This is a genomic window from Fulvivirga sp. M361, assembly GCF_007097395.1.
GTDB lineage: Bacteria > Bacteroidota > Bacteroidia > Cytophagales > Cyclobacteriaceae > Fulvivirga.
The window spans coordinates 123,813-140,924 of sequence record NZ_VKDC01000012.1; the positions used below are offsets into that span (position 1 = coordinate 123,813).

Genomic DNA, 17,112 nt, shown 5'->3' on the forward strand with positions numbered 1-17,112 from the left:
TGGTTTTACCAGATTTTTTGAACTGAACAACGCTCTTTACAGAGCACCCGCTAATACATGAGTGAGGAAATCCTTAAAGCGTTAACTCAACTTTTTGCCATCATCACCAAACAGGATGGCGGTGTTACCGAAAAGGAGAGAAAATTTGTTATCAGTTTCTTCAAACAGGAACTGGACCAGGAATCGGTGAGCGAATACCTGGAGCTTTATGACAAGTTTTCCGGTTACGCCAGTGATGAGGGAGAAGAAACGGAAAAACCTAAAAGGAATAGTAAACTAACCTCTGTAAGGGACTCAGTTAAAACTTTAGGTCTTTGCAAAAAGATCAATAAGACCCTTACTCAAAAACAAAAAGTAGTAGTACTGATCAAAATCCTGGAATTGGTGGGTTCTGATAAGAATTTCACATCTCAGCGAATGGAGATCATAAATACCATAAGTACGGTATTTAACATTGTAAAGGACGAATATGAACTGATCGAAAGTTTCGCTATTCAAGATGATGTCAAAAATCTGAACTTTGGTGACATATTATTGGTAAACGCTTCCGGTGATCCAAAGGAAACCTCTGTTGAAAACGCAAAGCACTATCAAAGTGAAATTCGTGGCAACATTGTTTTTCTAAGGGTTAACAGTGTAGACATGTACTTTACAAAGTACCTGGGTGAAGATGAAATTGTTCTCAATGGATTCATAATGCTCACCAACCGTATTTACTTGTTTTCCCACGGTAGTACTATTAAAACGCCACTTGGCGCCGCCATATATTACAGTGATCTTATCAGTTCCTTTAGTGAGGAACTTCGCACCACAAAACTTTCATTCAACGCTGATATAGAAGAGTTTCGTTTCCCTAACGGGGGGCTTGGGTTGAGAGGCGTTAAGATTTCTGAAGGTCCGGGAAAGCTAATTGGTATAATGGGGGCCAGCGGAGCGGGAAAAACTACTTTGCTCAATGTACTGGCGGGTATTGAGCAACCATCCATTGGAGATATTAAGATCAATGGTTTTGATATCAACACTCAGAAGGATAATATCCATGGGGTCATTGGTTATGTTTCCCAGGATGATCTTTTGATAGAAGAACTCACGGTATACGAGAACTTATATTATAATGCTAAATTATGTTTTGCCGGCTATTCTAATGAAGAGCTCGACAAACGCGTAATGACAGTATTGGAGAGTCTTGGTTTGGAACAACGCAAGGATCTCAGAGTAGGAAGTGTCCTGGATAAAACCATTAGTGGCGGGCAGCGGAAAAGGTTGAATATTGCATTAGAATTAATTCGAGAGCCTGCGGTGATGTTTGTGGATGAACCTACATCAGGACTATCTTCCAGAGACTCGGAAAATGTGATTGACCTTTTAAAAGAGTTATCCTTAAAAGGTAAACTCATATTTGTGGTAATCCATCAACCGTCTTCAGACATCTATAAAATGTTTGACAAAATGTACATGATGGACACTGGTGGTTATCCTGTTTTTTACGGAAATCCCGTAGAGGCCGTCACCTACTTTAAACGAGCTACTAATCAGGTGGACAGCGAACGTGGCCAATGTGAAACATGCGGTAATGTAAACCCTGAGCAGATTTTTAATATCATTGAAGCCAAAGTAGTTGATGAGTATGGTCAGTTAACGAACAAAAGGAAGGTTAACCCTAAAGGTTGGAATGAAAGTTTCAAAACCAATTTCGTTATAGAAAATGTAGAGGATGTAAATGAAGAGCCTCCACACTCACTTAATATTCCCAACAGGCTCAAGCAGTCCGTAATTTTTACTACGCGCGACTTATTGAGCAAGATAAGTAACCGCCAGTATTTATTAATAAATCTGCTGGAAGCACCGCTTCTGGCTATTATTCTGGCATTTATTATTCGCTATAAAAGTTCACCATATGGTGATGAGTATATTTTCCGCTTTAACGAAAATATACCTGCCTTTATGCTGATGAGTATTATTGTAGCTCTATTTATGGGGTTAACCGTAAGTGCAGAAGAAATAATACGGGACAGAAAAATTTTAAAAAGGGAGTCATTCCTGAACCTGAGTTGGAATTCATACCTCATCTCAAAGCTCTTTATTCTTTTTCTGATGTCTGCCATTCAGACCATTACCTTTGTCATAATAGGACATTTAATACTGGAAATAAGAGGTATGACCTTTGCTTTTTGGCTCGTACTCTTCACAAGTTCATGCTTTTCAAATGTACTAGGGCTTAATATTTCAAGTGCTTTTAAAAGTGCGGTGACCGTTTATGTAATGATCCCGTTGCTTCTTATTCCACAAATGATTTTAAGTGGTTTGCTTTTTAATTTTGACAAGCTCAATAACCTTTTAAGTACCAAGGGAAAAGTACCTTTAGTAGCTGATATAATGGCCTCTCGATGGGCATATGAAGCCATGGCAGTACATCAATTCAGATATAACACTTTCGAAGCCCCCTACTACAACCTGGAAAAGCAAGAAGCACAGGCAGACTTCAATTCTGCCTATTGGATAGAAGAATTAAAGAAAAAGAGGCAGTATATCAGTGATAATTATAAAAGTGATAATGACTCTATCCTTAGATTGGTGGACAAAGACCTAAACCTCATAAAAAATGAGCTGAAAAGGACAATGCTTACAGAAGGATTAGATGACATAGATCTTAAAAAACTGTCAGCCACCACATATAACGAAACTATGGATAAAGCTCTTGAAGCTTATCTGATCAACGCCAAGAAGTCCTTCCAAAAAAGCTATAATGAAGCAGTGGCTAAAAAAGACAAGATGATTGTTTTTTTCCAAAGTAGTAAAGATTACGATTACGACTTAAATGAATATAAGAACAGGTACTTTAATGAAAGTTTAGCGGACCTGGTGAAGAATATATCGGAAACCGATCGGATTATAGAATTTGAAGGAAGGCTTGTACAACAATTTAACTCTATTTTCGATGACCCTGAGCCAACACACGCGCTGGATTATAGGGCACATTTCTTCGCTCCACAAAAACATTTTTTAGGCTACTGGTTTGATACATTTTATTTTAACATTCTGATTATCTGGTTGATGACCATTATGTTATATGTTGCATTATATTATGAGTTATTAAAAAATGGGTTATTTGCACTTGGAAAAATTAAATTCGGCGGAAAATCCAACTCATAATAGACAAAAGACAAACACGTATTACAAAGATTTATATTTGTAATACATTTACGAATTCATATTTTTGTTAAGGTCATCAATATTTTTTAAAATGAGGAAACTAATTTTTGGATCGTTAATTGTTTTTGCTGGTGCCTGTAGTTCAGGGAATAAACCTGATGAGCAAGCCTTCCTCGAAGCTCTTGATTCAACGGCCGTCGAAGGGCCGGCAATTTCAGAAGAAGTGATCAGCAGTGTCCTTCAGCAAATACCTTCTCCTCTGGAGATATCCGTTTTGCTAAAGGAATCCGGGACAAAGTATAATAAGGCTTTGTTAAACAGTCCTGATAACTTATCTAAGTATAACAGTAACTATCGCAAGGCGCTTAATCTGGGTATTTATGGAACCGATCTTGGCTACACCAATATCTATGAACAAAATCAAGACGGCCTGGACTATATGGGTAGCATCAAAGAGCTCGCAGACGGACTTAACATCGGCCAATTCTTTGATATCGAAACCATAGGTCGCCTGGCTACCAACAGTGCAAACCTGGATTCTCTGCTCTTGATCACTACTCAGAATTTTAATAATATCAATCATTACCTTCAAGAACAAAGCAGAGCAAACCTCAGCGTACTACTACTAACAGGTGGTTGGCTTGAGGCCATGCACATTACCTGTCAGGTATCAGCACTTTCCCCTGGAAATAAGGAATTGCAGGAAACCATAGGTTCTCAAAAGATCATCCTGGAGAATATTGTATTACTATTATCTTTCTATCAGGAAGTAGATCAAAATATGGCATCACTTTTGTCAGATATACAGGAACTCCAAAAAGAATACGAGTCGATAGAGATCGTTACAACCTATAAGGAGTCGACGTTTGAAGTCATTGATGGTGTGATGGTAATTAAGGACAATAGTACCAGTGAAGTGAAGATTACAGATGAAAATATTAATAATATTAAAAATCTGATCGGATCAATTAGAAACAAAATCATTAGCTAAGGAGAAATTTATACATCATATGAAGAGTTTACTACATTCAGTATTAATAGTAAGTATGTTGGTAATGTTCGCTAATACTACTCAAGCACAGTGTAATCCTGAACCGTTCACGTCAGGTTGTATACCCAAGTTAGCATCGGGGTTTAATTTTCTCAAAAGCTACAAAATAGATGGCCAGGGAGGCGCTAAGACCAAAGTAGAGTACTCATATGTATTCACAAAAGGGACGCAATATATGATCAATGTATGTGCTACGGGTGAAACTACAGATGGCATCGTTATTAGTTTGTATGACAGCAACAGGAATAAGCTGGTAAGCAGTAAAATCAACGACCAGTATATTTCGGCAATTGCTTACCCTTGTAATACTACAGGCATATATTACATACAATACACCTTCGATGAATCGAACCAATTTTGTGGAGGTAGTGCCTTAGGGTTTAAGAGATAAACTAAAAAAAAATTATTTTTTGTTAAGCAGGCTTTTCTCACAGAGCCTGCTTTTATTTTTCCCAAAATGAAACAACACAGTCTCAATTTTGGATTTACTGCTCGTTATTTTCAACTTGGTGAGCTGAATAAAACGACGAAAAATATTTTTTTCGTGTTTCATGGTCATGGTCAACTAAGTAAATATTTCATACGGAAATTCTCTTCACTTGACAATGGCACAAACTGCATTATCGCTCCTGAGGGGCTCTCCAGGTACTACCTGGAAGGATATTCAGGTCGTGTAGGCGCTACCTGGATGACGAAAGAAGATCGCTTACGGGACATAGATAACTACCTTAGTTATCTCGACGCCCTTTTCCTAAAATATGAGGCGGCCCTTCATGATAATGTCAATATTATAATTGTTGGTTTTTCACAAGGTGCGGCAACTGCTTCTCGCTGGGTCACTTCCTCACCTATCCGATTTGATAGCCTGGTACTATGGGCTGGCATTTTTCCTCCTGACATGAACATTGACTTTGCTTCTCAAAAGTTGAAGAATAAAGTGGTAAAATATGTCTACGGGGAAAAAGATCCGCTTCTCACCGCTGACAAACTGGAAGAGATGCATAAAATTTCTCAACAATTAAACATTCAACCTGATGTGCTTACGTTCAATGGAGCACATGAGATTGCACCGGAAATATTTCCCAGCGTCTTTGATCTACATTGATCTATTAACAGTGGTAGCGCTGGCCTGGGCAGTAGGAAGTACCAATAAATCTGAAATATTCACATGTGCCGGTCTGCTAACAATAAAATGTATAACATCAGCGATGTCGTCGGCTTGCAATGCATTAAAACCTTTATACACATTGGCAGCTCTTTCCCTATCTCCTTTGAAACGTACTTCTGAAAATTCCGTTTCTACCAGACCTGGATTAACTGCTGATACTTTTATACCATATTTATTAAGGTCAAGTCTCATCCCCTGGTTCAGTGCATCTACAGCAAATTTGGAAGCACAGTACACATTACCATTAGCGTAAACTTCTTTGCCTGCTATAGAGCCAATGTTCACTACATGCCCTGATTTACGCACCACCATTCCGGGAATGACAGCCTTTGATACATAAAGCAATCCCTTAACATTAATGTCCATCATGGCATCCCAATCATCAAGATCCCCATCTTCAAAAGAAGACAGGCCATGGGCATTTCCGGCGTTATTCACAAGTACATCAATGCCCTCCCACTCAGAATCTAAAGAACCTATGGCCTCATTGACCTCGTTTCTGCTCCTTACATCGAATGACAATAAACCTACTTTAGTATGGGCCGAAAGTTCTCTTTTTAGTTCATCCAGCCTGTCTTGACGCCGACCGCAAATGATAATATTGTAACCCTTTTTAGAAAAAAGACGCGCTGTAGCCAAACCGATTCCTGATGTGGCTCCTGTAATTAATGCAATGCGATCCATTATTGAAAAAGTAAGTACAAAGTTACTGTATTCGTATTTAAGCGATCAATCCCTGCACTGAGTGGGTTTATTTTATCGCCTAACATATTACTCACACCTTTAGAGAAACGTAATTCCGGAGAAAATTTGAATAGTGGATAATAAACATCTAACCCAAAGCCTAACTCAACGGAAAGGTTAAACTCATTGATGGGAAGATTATCTTCACTCTGACCCTGTAAATCATTTTTACCTGAGGCCTCAAAGCCAGGTTTGACACCCCCGATGAGATACATCCGAGTATTTCCCCTGCGCTCTGACTTATACTTTAACACTAAAGGCAGTTCAACCACAGAAGTTTCTACTGCTTGCGTCAATTGTTCCGGTTGATCTAAGAAGGTATATATTACTTCATGTTCATAAAAAGCTATCTTAGGCAATACTCTTATATCCAGAAAATCAGCCAGTTTCATATTAACGATGAAACCCAATGAAAACCCCGGACCCCACCTTGTATCTATTGAATAGATATTATCCAGGTCACGTGAAAGAAATGCATCCGAGTATTTTAACTGAAACGTAGAGGTATGAAGCCCTATCAAAAAGCCATAGCTCAGAAATCGGTTGTCATAGTTCGGATTGTTAACATCCACATTTCGTTGGCTGAAAGCAGTACGGGTGATAAGTGAAAATAGAAGAAAGAGTACTATGACTACTTTTCCCCTGTGTAAATGGAGCTTATCCCAAATGTTAGTGGCTTGCATTGAGTATTGTTAAATCCCGCTTTCTCCAAAACTCTCAAAAAATCATTCCCATCAGGAAACGCCTGAACGGATTCCGGCAGGTATGTATATGCTGCCTGGTCTTTTGAGACTACTTTACCAATTTTAGGTAAAATTGATTTAAAGTAAAAATTGTAAATGTTTTTGAAAGGAAACTTTGACGGTCGTGAAAATTCAACAATGACTGTTTTTCCTCCCGGTTTTAACACCCGGTACATGTCAGCTAATCCCTTTTCAAGGTTTTCAAAATTCCTAACTCCAAATGAAACGATGACCGCATCGAATTTATTGTTGTCAAACAGCAACTTCTCAGAGTCTCCAAGTTGCAGATCAATAACATGATCTAATTTTTTACGTTTCATTTTTTCTCTCCCCACCTGAAGCATCCCCTCAGAGATATCTACCCCTATCACTTTCTCCGGATTTAAGGCTAATGCTTCAATAGCAAAGTCACCGGTACCTGTAGCAATATCAAGTATATAGTTAGGGTTATCCTTGCGTAAAAGCTTTACGGCCTTCTTTCTCCAGAGTATATCTATCCCTAAACTTAAAAAGTGATTAAGAAAATCATAATTCGCGCTGATGTTATTAAACATCTCGGCAACCTGTTCTTTTTTCGTTGCTCTCTGCTCTTTATAAGGTACTACCGTCATGCTATACTTTTAACTATTTAACCCACAACTCCGCACGGTGTTCTAAGATCGGTTCAAATATCTTACTATCAATGGCAAAATCCTAATCCATTATTTGGAGTATACTATGGAATGGAATTTTAGTTATAGTATTTCAAACTACAAAATACCTCAGGTCTTTAATCCGGGTTAAACTATCAAAATAATATACTCTCATATTATAAAAGCTCACCTGAACGATCAGGTGAGCTTTTAAGGATTATATAAATTTGAAATACTTTCTGTGTATTACAAATCTTTTATGAAGTGATATTTCTTATGCCACCTCTTTACTCTGCGCTAACTTATCCAAGAATCCTTTATCAATATTTATCTTGGTAGCATTTGCCAGGTGGTTATAAAAAACTGCCATACCAGACATTGCGATTATTTCCATTACTTCTTCATCACTATATCCTGCTTGCTTTAAGGCATCAAAGTCCTCTTGAGAAGAAGAATTAGAATCCTTTGCCAATTTAACTGCATAATCAATGGCCATTTTCTCTTTGGCATCTGCAGTCTCACAGGTATACGATTTGATCAAAGAATCAATTTGTTCAGGTGTAACACCTATACTTAAACAAAATGCATGGTGGGCCGCCTCACAATAGTGACATTCTTTAAGAGAGGAGATCGCTACAAAAATCATTTCTTTTAATTTCCGGCTAACCTTTCCATCTGTCAGAATACGATCCATTACGGGCCAAATACCTTCCAAAGATACAGGTGATACCGCCCAAACTTTAAAAAAGTTAGGCGTAAAGGGAGCATTTAATGCCTTTCGAATCTTATCAAAAACCTCATTCAGTTCCTGAGTCAACGAAGCATCATCTACAATACTACTGATCTCTTTCATTGGGGTGATTATTTAAGTTATACATTAGTTTAATAATAAAATATATATCAGTTCAACGCTATAATCAATTAGAAGGCCAGATATATACCATTATGTCTTTATTTTGACTTTGCCCATGCAATTACCTCTTCTTCATCTGTAGATATAAAATGTTCATAGTTTCGATCACCATCCTGTCCACCCTGCACCAGGTATTGGATCGTAATTTCTTTGGCGAGACTAGGCACAACTACACCCCATTTTACAAGACCATTCTGGTCAGCCAGGTCACCGGTCATGATCCAGATATCCTGCATTTCTTTATTAAACATTGTGTTATCATCTTCCACTACTACTACAATGACATCCACGTTAGGCAGTGCCATATTGTCTTTACACTCTTGAAGGCCTACCTGGTAGTTTTCCAAAGCATTGCCTTTCAAAAATCTGAAATAAAGAATATGATCGTCAACGATTTTAGTGATATGAGCTTTCTTTTCCATGGTGTTCTATTTATTACTGAATAATATGTTACGTTTATGGTTATTCTTCTCGGTTTAATACTAAGATTTTTTCAATTCCTGTAGTTCAGCCTTCAATTCATCCATATACATTAAGTTCTCGGCTATCTGGTGTTCTTTTTCCATTTCCTTGGAGATGTCCCTTATGTAAATGAGATAGTTCGTTACTCCTCCCAGGTCTTCCTTATTCATATACACTTCCACATTGACTGGCTGATTCTCGCTATTAGTAGCTTTGGTCCTTCTTCTTTTTTTGAAGAAAAAGTCCGGATTTGCTACGTCGAATTTTTTTACAAACTGCTGGACCTGCAGGTTCTTTCCTTGCATATCGAAATCGGTGATCTTAAATAATTCCTTCGCTGAGCTATTCAAGGAACTGATCTTACCATTCTCGTCGCTCACTACTATAGCATCATTAGAATTTTCAAAAATAGCTTTGCTTCTTTGCTCACTTACTTCTAATTCCTGCTGTTTTCGCTGAATGGCTTCTTGAGTAGCTTGCATTTCTTCCTGATTCTGACGCATTTCTTCCTCCTGGGCCCGAAGTTCTTCCGTCTGTTGCTGAGAATCTCTTAATAATTTACTGGTCTTGTCATTTATCTCAACATTCGAAACGGTAGATGCAATATTTTCGCACAACTTTTCTATCAGCTCGATTTTATAAGCGGGAAGTTCTTTAAAAGAAGCTAATTCAATAAGACCGTATACCTCATCATTCATCTTAAGAGGTACTATAAGCAGGTTTGACGGTGGCGCCTCTCCCAGGCCAGAAGTAATATTGACATAATCACTGGGGACTGCTTTAAGGTGTACCGTTTGCTTTTCCAGGAATGTTTGCCCAATCATCCCTTCGCCGATGTTAATTCTTTTCTTAAGGAATTTTTCTCGATCGTAAGCGTAGCAGGCAACTAATTCGATCCACGTATTATTTTGTGATTCATCTTCTCCTTCTCTATTTACTATGAATAACCCTCCCTGGTTGACTCCGGTATATTTTACCAGACTGGAGATTATTTTACTACTCAAACTCTTCAGGTCCTCATTATCCGCTCTTAACAGATCGATAAAGCTTGTAAGGCCTTCTGAAATCCAATTTCTCTCTTTGTCCTTAACTGCAATTTCCTGCATTTTAGCTCTCATGCTCATAAGGGCATTTTCCAAAGGGTCATGAATAGTTACCTGTTCCTCACGGTTCTCTTCCTGGGAATAACTTACATCAAGGTCACCATCTTCAATACTCTTGACAAAGTGGGTGGCATTGACAACAATTCTTTTGATTGAATTAATGGCCTGAGATGTTTCTCTGAGTTCTTCGACCTTCTTTATCTCCACAGTTTTTGAAAAACTATCTCCATCAATATCTGAGAGACCATGTCTGATTTGAATGATGGCCTGAATCACATGCTTCTTTCCCAGGATATATAAGAGAAGTAAAACAGGCAGCGCTACCAGGATCAATTCATCTTGCCAGGTAGTAGCGTTATAATTAAAAAGGTAAATAATTACATTAACAGAAATTAAAACGAGGAAGCTGAAATTCCAGTAAAACAGAATGGATCGATTGAGTTTCATTTATGTGTTTTAATCAGAAAATTAATCCAACTGAAACCTAAGCATTGATCCTGATCCTTTTATTAAACCAATGGTTCCTACCACCTCTAAAAGGACCAATACCATGATTATCAGGGCATACCAAATATATGTGTATAATTTTACTTTTAATACATGATTAAAATCATATATTTCACTCTCTTATTTTTCATTTCGCAGGTTCAATATAAATAAAACGTTCATGCACTAAGGAACACCAACAGCCATGAAAGTCGAGGCTTTTAGCCAAACGGTATCTTAGTACCAATAAAACTTAACGACTTTCAAGATGGCTGCTAATGAACTTCCCATTATTTTATCGTGTGGATGTGGCTTAGATGTCCACAAAGACACGGTAGTTGCTTCGATCAAAGGTACCGATATCCCATCACAAACGAAGACATTTGCCACATTCACAGATGATCTTTATTCACTTGTTGGATGGCTTCAAGGCTATGGCATCTCCCATATCGCCATGGAGAGTACGGGTGTTTATTGGAAACCTGTCTACCATATTCTGGAAGAATTTTTCGAAATCATGCTGGTCAATGCTCGCCATATCAAAAATGTTCCCGGTCAGAAGACGGATAAGAAAGATAGTGAATGGATTACCAAGCTGCTGTTAAGTGGTTTACTCAAAGGCAGTTTTGTGCCTGACCAATCCATCAGAGAACTCCGCTTTCTTCATCGTCATAGAAGAAAGCTGATGGGTATGCGTACTGCCGAGAAGAATCGGTTACAGAATATATTAGAAGATGCCAATATTAAATTGGCCAGTGTAGTGAGTGATGTGTTTGGTGTCTCGGGTATGGCAATGGTAGAATCGATGGCACAAGGACAGACAGACCCATTAGTGCTAGCTGCTTTAGCCAAAGGATCGCTGAGCAGAAAAAAAGCATTACTCATCAAATCACTCACAGGGAAACTTACCGAGCATCACCAGTTTATGCTACAATTTGTATTGCAATCCATCAACCATATCGATGATCAAATAGCTCAATTAGAAGCTCGGATGGACCAATACACCTTGCAGTACAGGGAACAGATGCAGTTGCTACAGTCCATTCCAGGGGTATCCAGGCAGATCGCTACGGGTATTATCGCTGAAATCGGTGTAGAGATGGAAGCCTTTCCATCACACGCTAATCTGGCTTCATGGGCTGGAATATGTCCTGGAAACAATGAAAGTGCAGGCAAAAAGTATTCTTCCCGCACCACCAATGGTAATAAATATCTGAAAACCACGCTGGTGGAAGCCGCATGGGCTGCTAGTCGCTCAAAAGTTAATCCTGTACTGGCCGATAAACACCGAAAAATCGCCATCAGAAGAGGACAGAGAAAAGCTACCATCGCCATTGCACACAAAATACTCATAGCTGCATATCATGTGATGAGAGATCAAGAACCTTATCAGCCTCATACACAAGATTGTGCTGTTCTGGAGAAAAGAAGATTAAAAAGAATCGAAAGGTTAGAAAAGCAATTGAGTAGTCTCAAAAATACGTCTTATAACTAAAGGTCGTGCTTTTTTTGGTGGTTTGACTCCCCCGGAAATAAAACTGACAACAGACGTGAAGAACCAACAGTTGATGCCATAGAGCTCGTAGAAAAAATTATACTCTTGTTTTTCAAAAACTCATTAATTCAATGAAGCAGCATAGACTTTCAGAAAAAAAAGCATCAGAATACGTTCTTCTCGAATTACATTCCATAAAAATTCGCTTGCCAACTTACAAAACAGATCACTCACACCAAATCTATTTTGAATGAAAAAATTATCCGTGCAAAAAAATGGCAACTACCTTACTAAAGATTTATAGATAATGTTGATCTCCTCTGACACATAGAGTGAACTAAGGTTCCTCTAACCTCTTATTAATAACGGGTTAGGAAAAATATCTAAGGGTAGAGAATCCCTATTAAACCTAAGAATGGTTATAGAATGACCTATTACAGGTACAAAAGAGTTTACTTTTATTTTTCTGAAATTAATGAGGTAACTTTATTTACCGATGACTTTAAATTCCACTCTCCTATTTAACTCCCTACCTTCTTTTTCATCATCATTACTGGCCAGAGGTCTTTCTTCACCATACCCGGCAGATATTACTCTTCTCGCATCAATACCTTTACCCAACAAATAATTTTTCACAGCATTTGCTCTTCTTTGAGAAAGCGATTTATTGTAGGCTGTGGTACCAATATTATCCGTATGACCAGATATTTCGATCTGAATGCCAGAATTTTGTGCCATCATAGCTTCCAGCTTATTCAATTCATTGTACGACTCGTCCTTGAACGTGGCCTTACCGAAGTCGAAATAAATATTACGAAGTACTTTACGAGTACCTACTGTTAAAGTGCGCATACGTATCCTGCGTGTAACAGATTGTGGTTTATCGGTAGCAGCAGGAACGTTGACGTCAATATTCTGGAATACATATCCTGATTTTTCGACTGATAATCTATATTGTACGCTTTCAGGTGAAGTAACCTTAAATTCATAAGTGCCTCTACCTGCTTTTGATTTTCCGGCAGCTCTTCCATTTTCTTTCCCCTTAAAATTAACCTTAGCGTCTAGTGGCTGGTTGTTTTGATCAACAACGCTAACGGTAATAGTTACAGGCTGATAGTCTATAGAGGCTTCAGGCAACTCTACTTTTTCTATTGGAGTAGTATTTTCAGGTTCTTCAACTTCCGTATCTTTCGGAGTGATATTTTTTGAGGCTATCTCATCACCAATTTCATCTTCCTGAAGAATCGTAACCATGTAAATGTCCGTGAAACCTTGTCCATCTTCACGAACAGAAGCGTAATAACCTCTTTTACCATCCTCAGTACTTACGAAAAAGACATCATCATCAGGCGTATTAATAGGAAACCCAAGATTAACGGGCTCGCTCCATTTCCCTTCGGCACTGTCATATTCGGATTTAAATATATCATAGCCTCCCATTCCTTTTCTACCTTGAGTACTGAAATAGAGTGTCTTACCATCATAATCAATGAATGGCCCGTCGTCATCATATTCTGTATTGATTACCGGCCCCAGATTCCGGGAACGTGTCCATTCACCGTTTTCATCTTTAATACTATAATAAATATCAATCCCACCTTGTCCTCCGGGTCGGTCGCTGGCAAAATACAAGATGCTTTCATCCGGAGATATGGAAATAGAGCTTTCTTTAAATCCTTCAGAGTTTATGTTCTCATCCATAGGTTGTGGATAGGTCCAAGTGCCATCTTCTTTTCTGAAAGCTTCATATATATCACCGTTGTTATCATCCTTGTACATAAAAAGCTGATCACCTTCTGCCGAAAGCGCAAGGTTAGAATCATGAAATTCCGTGTTAATTACATCACCGATATTGGTAGCGGGTTGCCATACACCATTCTTTTTCTCACTTATGAAAATATCTTCGTAGGGTTTATTATCAGAAAACACATTTTCGTTTAAGTTACCATCACGTCGACGGGTGGTAAAGATCATCAACGTCTCATCTTTGTTTACCACAGGGGCAAAATCATCATATTCTGAGTTTATAGCACTACCTACATTCACAATGGAAAAGTGTGCCGGATTCGCCACAAATTCTATAGCATTCTGACACTCATAAATTCGTCTTTCCACGTCGCCCAATTCTGTTCGGTCCCTTCCTCTGTAACCATCGCGTTCAGTAAGCTTTGTCTTGTAGCGATTATAATAGGCCAATGCCTTCTCAAACTCCATCCCGTAATGATAACTCCTGCCTATCCAATAGGTAATATCAAAACGGTATTCTGAATCTATCTCTAAAACTTTAAGGAAATAATCCACAGCCCTGTCTTTCCCCACCGTACGCATATGAAAGTCACCGGCACGATAGTTAGCAACTATGTTCTCCGGATCCGCCTGAACGGCCTGAACATAAAGGTCACGTGCTACATCCATGGCCTGTGTGGCTTCCATTACTAATTCTGCCTGTTCTACTAATTCCTGAGCCAGTTTTTTACCTTCATCCCCTTGCGAAAATAAAGAGGACGAAAAGCCTAGAAAAATCAAGGTAAAAAATATACTCCTATACCTTCTATGCATTTTCAATGATATTTGTTGTATCTAATCAAATCAAAAAATATGGACTCACCATCTAAAAATATCAATATCACAATATTTCAGCAATTATAAAATTAATCGTTGATTTGAAGTATTACTTTAAGTCTAAAAAATTACAAGCTTGTAGTTAAGTTGTTAAATATAGCTATTGTTTTGCATTATCACAATTAGCCTTTTTAAAGAATGAAGATAAAAAAGTCGGAATTTATAACTAGCAGTAGTCAAATAGAACAATGCCCCTCTACTAATTGTAAGGAATTTGCATTCATTGGCAGGTCAAATGTAGGTAAATCATCACTGGTCAATATGTTAACCGAGCGTAAAAGCCTGGCAAAAGTATCAGGTAAGCCTGGCAAAACACAGCTTATTAACCATTTTCTGATCAATGATGAATGGTACCTGGTAGACCTGCCAGGTTATGGCTGGGCCAAAGTATCGCAAACCGAAAAACAGAAATGGGGAGAGATGATCCATGACTATATTTTAGGACGAAAGAATTTGGCTTTTTTGTTTGTGTTGGTGGATTCAAGGCTCCCCCCTCAGCCTATTGATGTTGAATTCATTAATTGGTTAGGAGAAAAGCAGATCCCTTTTGGTATAGTATTTACCAAAGCAGATAAGCAATCCAAGAATAAAACCCAATCAAATATCGCTAAGTATAAAAAGCAGCTTTTGCAATATTGGGAGGCCTTACCCGCTAATTTTGTCACATCATCAGTGAGTCAAGCCGGACGAGATGATGTACTTGATCACATTGAAGAACTTATCTGATGTACAAGAGGGAAGAATTATCTAGTTTTGTGCCAACTTAATTGAAGGTATGGATTATAGTGAAATAGCCTCAGTATCGGGAAAAGGAGGCTTATATAAAGTAGTAAAGCCCACCCGCACAGGAGTAATATTAGAATCGCTCGATGAACAGAAAAAAAAGTTAGTAGCAGGCGCTACGCAAAGAATATCAGTGCTCAGCGATATTAGTATATACACAACTACACAAGAAGGGTCTACACCACTTGGCGAAGTCTTTCAAAGGGTCTTTGAAGAATTTGGAGATGATCCAGGCGTAACTTCCACTTCAGCACCAGACGAATTAAAGGCTTTTCTGAAACATGTGCTTCCTGAATACGATTCGGATAGAGTATATGTAAGCGACATAAAAAAATTAGTCAACTGGTACGCTCATATTCTGAAACAGGTGCCGGATTTATTAAAGAAAACCGGTGAGGCACCTAAGGAAAAGGAAGATGCCGAGCCAAAATCATCTTAATGAGTTAACTTCCCTGATCATAAAAGATTTGGCCATTAAGCCAGATCTGTTGCCAGAACCATCAAACGATTTACAACCGCTTAAAACAATATTGACGGCTGAAATCAATCGTATGCTTGACGAAGACTTAGGAAGTCTTCTTAATGCATTATATAGGATCGACATTGGTGAAACATTAGTAACACAAGTATTGGCAGAGGAAAACCTGTCAGATATAGCGCCAAAACTTTCCGACATGATCATAGCCCGGGAATTATTGAAAATAAAGCTAAGAACGGAGTATGATCAAAATACTCTGTAGACCTATGTATGAAAAGACTGTGCCTTTTCTACCATTTCTTTAGAACCTATAAACAACGGTACACGCTGATGAAATTCCTGTGGCTCTACTTCCAGAATACGTTGTGTACCAGTGGTAGCAATTCCACCTGCCTGCTCAGCTATAAAGGCCAATGCATTACATTCATATAATAATCGTAATTTACCATTGGGTATTTTAGTAGTAGGCGGGTAGATATAAATACCTCCTTTCAATAAATTACGGTGAAAGTCTGCCACCAGTGATCCGATATATCTGGCAGAATAATTATTGTCTTTACAAAACTGGATGTATGATTTTACAGACTCAGGAAAACCATTGTACGAGCCCTCATTTATTGAATATGTTTTACCAGTAGCAGGTATGATCATATCAGAATGAGATAGAAAATACTCTCCTAAAGAAGGTTCATAAGTAAAGCCATAGACACCATGCCCTGTAGTGTATACAAGCATAGTAGATGAACCATACAAAAGATAACCTGCGGCCACCTGTTCAATTCCTTTCTGAAGTACATCTTCTTTTTTTACCGGAGAACCTACGGGAGTAATTCTCCTGTACACTGAGAATATGGTACCTATGGAAACATTGACATCTATATTAGAAGATCCGTCCAACGGGTCTATTGCAATAACATATCGTCCCTGGTTTTTCAGGTCCGTAATTTCTTCATCTTCTTCAGACACAATTGCACAGGCCTCACCTCCTTTTGTAAGCGCTCTGATAAAACGAATATTTGCCAGTACGTCCAGCTTCTGTTGGTCTTCTCCCTGAACATTTTGAGTACCAATAGCACCTGATATGTTAATCAGCCCGGCTTTATTGATCTCTCTGTTCACCACCTTTCCGGCAAGAGCTATATCCCGTAGTAGTTGGGACAATTCTCCTGTAGCATACTGAAACTCTTCTTGTTTTCTCTTTATGAACCTGTCCAGAGTAATACCAATGGGAAGGGCAATACGCGAATCTTCCATATTTAAACCAACACTTTAAATTGTG

General features: G+C 38.4%; 16 protein-coding genes. 8 read left to right on the forward strand and 8 right to left on the reverse strand.

Going from position 1 to position 17,112, the window contains the following annotated elements:
• The first annotated feature begins 57 nt into the window (after positions 1 to 57).
• The 4 genes from FNH22_RS15245 to FNH22_RS15260 all read left to right on the forward strand — a co-directional run bounded on the left by FNH22_RS15245 (position 58) and on the right by FNH22_RS15260 (position 5,309).
• Positions 58 to 3,153 carry an ATP-binding cassette domain-containing protein gene (locus FNH22_RS15245; RefSeq protein ID WP_143399271.1) on the forward strand — a complete coding sequence of 1,032 codons (3,096 nt, stop codon included), beginning with the start codon at positions 58 to 60 and terminating at the stop codon, positions 3,151 to 3,153.
• 91 nt (positions 3,154 to 3,244) lie between these two features.
• On the forward strand, positions 3,245 to 4,144 hold the full coding sequence (locus tag FNH22_RS15250) for a hypothetical protein (protein ID WP_143399272.1): 900 nt from the start codon (positions 3,245 to 3,247) through the stop codon (positions 4,142 to 4,144).
• A gap of 19 nt (positions 4,145 to 4,163) precedes the next feature.
• On the forward strand, positions 4,164 to 4,595 hold the full coding sequence (locus FNH22_RS15255) for a hypothetical protein (RefSeq protein ID WP_143399273.1): 432 nt from the start codon (positions 4,164 to 4,166) through the stop codon (positions 4,593 to 4,595).
• 66 nt (positions 4,596 to 4,661) lie between these two features.
• The gene (locus FNH22_RS15260; protein WP_143399274.1) at positions 4,662 to 5,309 is read left to right on the forward strand and encodes an alpha/beta hydrolase; all 648 of its coding nucleotides are present in this window, start codon (positions 4,662 to 4,664) and stop codon (positions 5,307 to 5,309) included.
• On the opposite strand, the gene FNH22_RS15265 is transcribed toward FNH22_RS15260, so the two are convergent.
• From FNH22_RS15265 to FNH22_RS15290, 6 genes are all read right to left on the reverse strand, one after another.
• Positions 5,301 to 6,056: an SDR family NAD(P)-dependent oxidoreductase gene (locus FNH22_RS15265; RefSeq protein WP_143399275.1), complete on the reverse strand. Its 756-nt coding sequence runs from the start codon at positions 6,054 to 6,056 to the stop codon at positions 5,301 to 5,303. The genes FNH22_RS15260 and FNH22_RS15265 overlap by 9 nt on opposite strands.
• Positions 6,056 to 6,799 carry a porin family protein gene (locus FNH22_RS15270; RefSeq protein WP_143399276.1) on the reverse strand — a complete coding sequence of 248 codons (744 nt, stop codon included), beginning with the start codon at positions 6,797 to 6,799 and terminating at the stop codon, positions 6,056 to 6,058. The genes FNH22_RS15265 and FNH22_RS15270 overlap by 1 nt, the downstream gene beginning before the upstream one ends.
• On the reverse strand, positions 6,748 to 7,470 hold the full coding sequence (gene ubiE / locus FNH22_RS15275; RefSeq protein WP_143399277.1) for a bifunctional demethylmenaquinone methyltransferase/2-methoxy-6-polyprenyl-1,4-benzoquinol methylase UbiE: 723 nt from the start codon (positions 7,468 to 7,470) through the stop codon (positions 6,748 to 6,750). The genes FNH22_RS15270 and ubiE overlap by 52 nt, the downstream gene beginning before the upstream one ends.
• Positions 7,471 to 7,765: 295 nt before the next feature.
• Positions 7,766 to 8,344 carry a carboxymuconolactone decarboxylase family protein gene (locus FNH22_RS15280; RefSeq protein ID WP_143399278.1) on the reverse strand — a complete coding sequence of 193 codons (579 nt, stop codon included), beginning with the start codon at positions 8,342 to 8,344 and terminating at the stop codon, positions 7,766 to 7,768.
• A 98-nt stretch (positions 8,345 to 8,442) separates the two neighbouring features.
• The gene (locus tag FNH22_RS15285) at positions 8,443 to 8,826 is read right to left on the reverse strand and encodes a hypothetical protein (RefSeq protein ID WP_143399279.1); all 384 of its coding nucleotides are present in this window, start codon (positions 8,824 to 8,826) and stop codon (positions 8,443 to 8,445) included.
• Positions 8,827 to 8,886: 60 nt separating this feature from the next.
• On the reverse strand, positions 8,887 to 10,416 hold the full coding sequence (locus FNH22_RS15290) for a GAF domain-containing protein (protein ID WP_143399280.1): 1,530 nt from the start codon (positions 10,414 to 10,416) through the stop codon (positions 8,887 to 8,889).
• A 307-nt stretch (positions 10,417 to 10,723) separates the two neighbouring features.
• Here FNH22_RS15290 and FNH22_RS15295 point away from each other — a divergent pair, with 307 nt between their 5' ends.
• A complete protein-coding gene (locus FNH22_RS15295; protein WP_143399281.1) occupies positions 10,724 to 11,950 on the forward strand; it encodes an IS110 family transposase in 1,227 nt (408 codons plus the stop codon).
• A 486-nt stretch (positions 11,951 to 12,436) separates the two neighbouring features.
• Here the strand turns inward: FNH22_RS15295 and FNH22_RS15300 are convergent, their stop codons facing one another.
• Entirely contained in the window at positions 12,437 to 14,509 is a 2,073-nt protein-coding gene (locus FNH22_RS15300; protein WP_143399282.1) for an OmpA family protein, read from the reverse strand.
• Between the two features lie 201 nt (positions 14,510 to 14,710).
• Here FNH22_RS15300 and yihA point away from each other — a divergent pair, with 201 nt between their 5' ends.
• The 3 genes from yihA to FNH22_RS15315 are packed head-to-tail and all read left to right on the forward strand — an operon-like array spanning position 14,711 to position 16,095.
• Entirely contained in the window at positions 14,711 to 15,298 is a 588-nt protein-coding gene (gene yihA, locus FNH22_RS15305; RefSeq protein WP_143399283.1) for a ribosome biogenesis GTP-binding protein YihA/YsxC, read from the forward strand.
• 49 nt (positions 15,299 to 15,347) lie between these two features.
• Entirely contained in the window at positions 15,348 to 15,794 is a 447-nt protein-coding gene (locus FNH22_RS15310; RefSeq protein ID WP_143399284.1) for a DUF5606 domain-containing protein, read from the forward strand.
• A gap of 49 nt (positions 15,795 to 15,843) precedes the next feature.
• Complete coding sequence (locus FNH22_RS15315) at positions 15,844 to 16,095, forward strand: hypothetical protein (RefSeq protein WP_143399285.1); 252 nt, start codon at positions 15,844 to 15,846, stop codon at positions 16,093 to 16,095.
• A gap of 2 nt (positions 16,096 to 16,097) precedes the next feature.
• Here FNH22_RS15315 and fbp read toward each other — a convergent pair whose 3' ends face one another.
• Positions 16,098 to 17,087, reverse strand: coding sequence for a class 1 fructose-bisphosphatase (fbp, locus tag FNH22_RS15320; protein WP_143399286.1), 990 nt, complete (start codon positions 17,085 to 17,087; stop codon positions 16,098 to 16,100).
• Positions 17,088 to 17,112: the final 25 nt, after the last annotated feature.

Coding starts and splice junctions, on each gene's coding strand:
- FNH22_RS15245 (WP_143399271.1), top strand. CDS start 58: ATGAGTGAGGAAATCCTTAAAGCGTTAACTCAACTTTTTGCCATCATC.
- FNH22_RS15250 (WP_143399272.1), top strand. CDS start 3,245: ATGAGGAAACTAATTTTTGGATCGTTAATTGTTTTTGCTGGTGCCTGT.
- FNH22_RS15255 (WP_143399273.1), top strand. CDS start 4,164: ATGAAGAGTTTACTACATTCAGTATTAATAGTAAGTATGTTGGTAATG.
- FNH22_RS15260 (WP_143399274.1), top strand. CDS start 4,662: ATGAAACAACACAGTCTCAATTTTGGATTTACTGCTCGTTATTTTCAA.
- FNH22_RS15265 (WP_143399275.1), bottom strand. CDS start 6,056: ATGGATCGCATTGCATTAATTACAGGAGCCACATCAGGAATCGGTTTG.
- FNH22_RS15270 (WP_143399276.1), bottom strand. CDS start 6,799: ATGCAAGCCACTAACATTTGGGATAAGCTCCATTTACACAGGGGAAAA.
- ubiE (WP_143399277.1), bottom strand. CDS start 7,470: ATGACGGTAGTACCTTATAAAGAGCAGAGAGCAACGAAAAAAGAACAG.
- FNH22_RS15280 (WP_143399278.1), bottom strand. CDS start 8,344: ATGAAAGAGATCAGTAGTATTGTAGATGATGCTTCGTTGACTCAGGAA.
- FNH22_RS15285 (WP_143399279.1), bottom strand. CDS start 8,826: ATGGAAAAGAAAGCTCATATCACTAAAATCGTTGACGATCATATTCTT.
- FNH22_RS15290 (WP_143399280.1), bottom strand. CDS start 10,416: ATGAAACTCAATCGATCCATTCTGTTTTACTGGAATTTCAGCTTCCTC.
- FNH22_RS15295 (WP_143399281.1), top strand. CDS start 10,724: ATGGCTGCTAATGAACTTCCCATTATTTTATCGTGTGGATGTGGCTTA.
- FNH22_RS15300 (WP_143399282.1), bottom strand. CDS start 14,509: ATGCATAGAAGGTATAGGAGTATATTTTTTACCTTGATTTTTCTAGGC.
- yihA (WP_143399283.1), top strand. CDS start 14,711: ATGAAGATAAAAAAGTCGGAATTTATAACTAGCAGTAGTCAAATAGAA.
- FNH22_RS15310 (WP_143399284.1), top strand. CDS start 15,348: ATGGATTATAGTGAAATAGCCTCAGTATCGGGAAAAGGAGGCTTATAT.
- fbp (WP_143399286.1), bottom strand. CDS start 17,087: ATGGAAGATTCGCGTATTGCCCTTCCCATTGGTATTACTCTGGACAGG.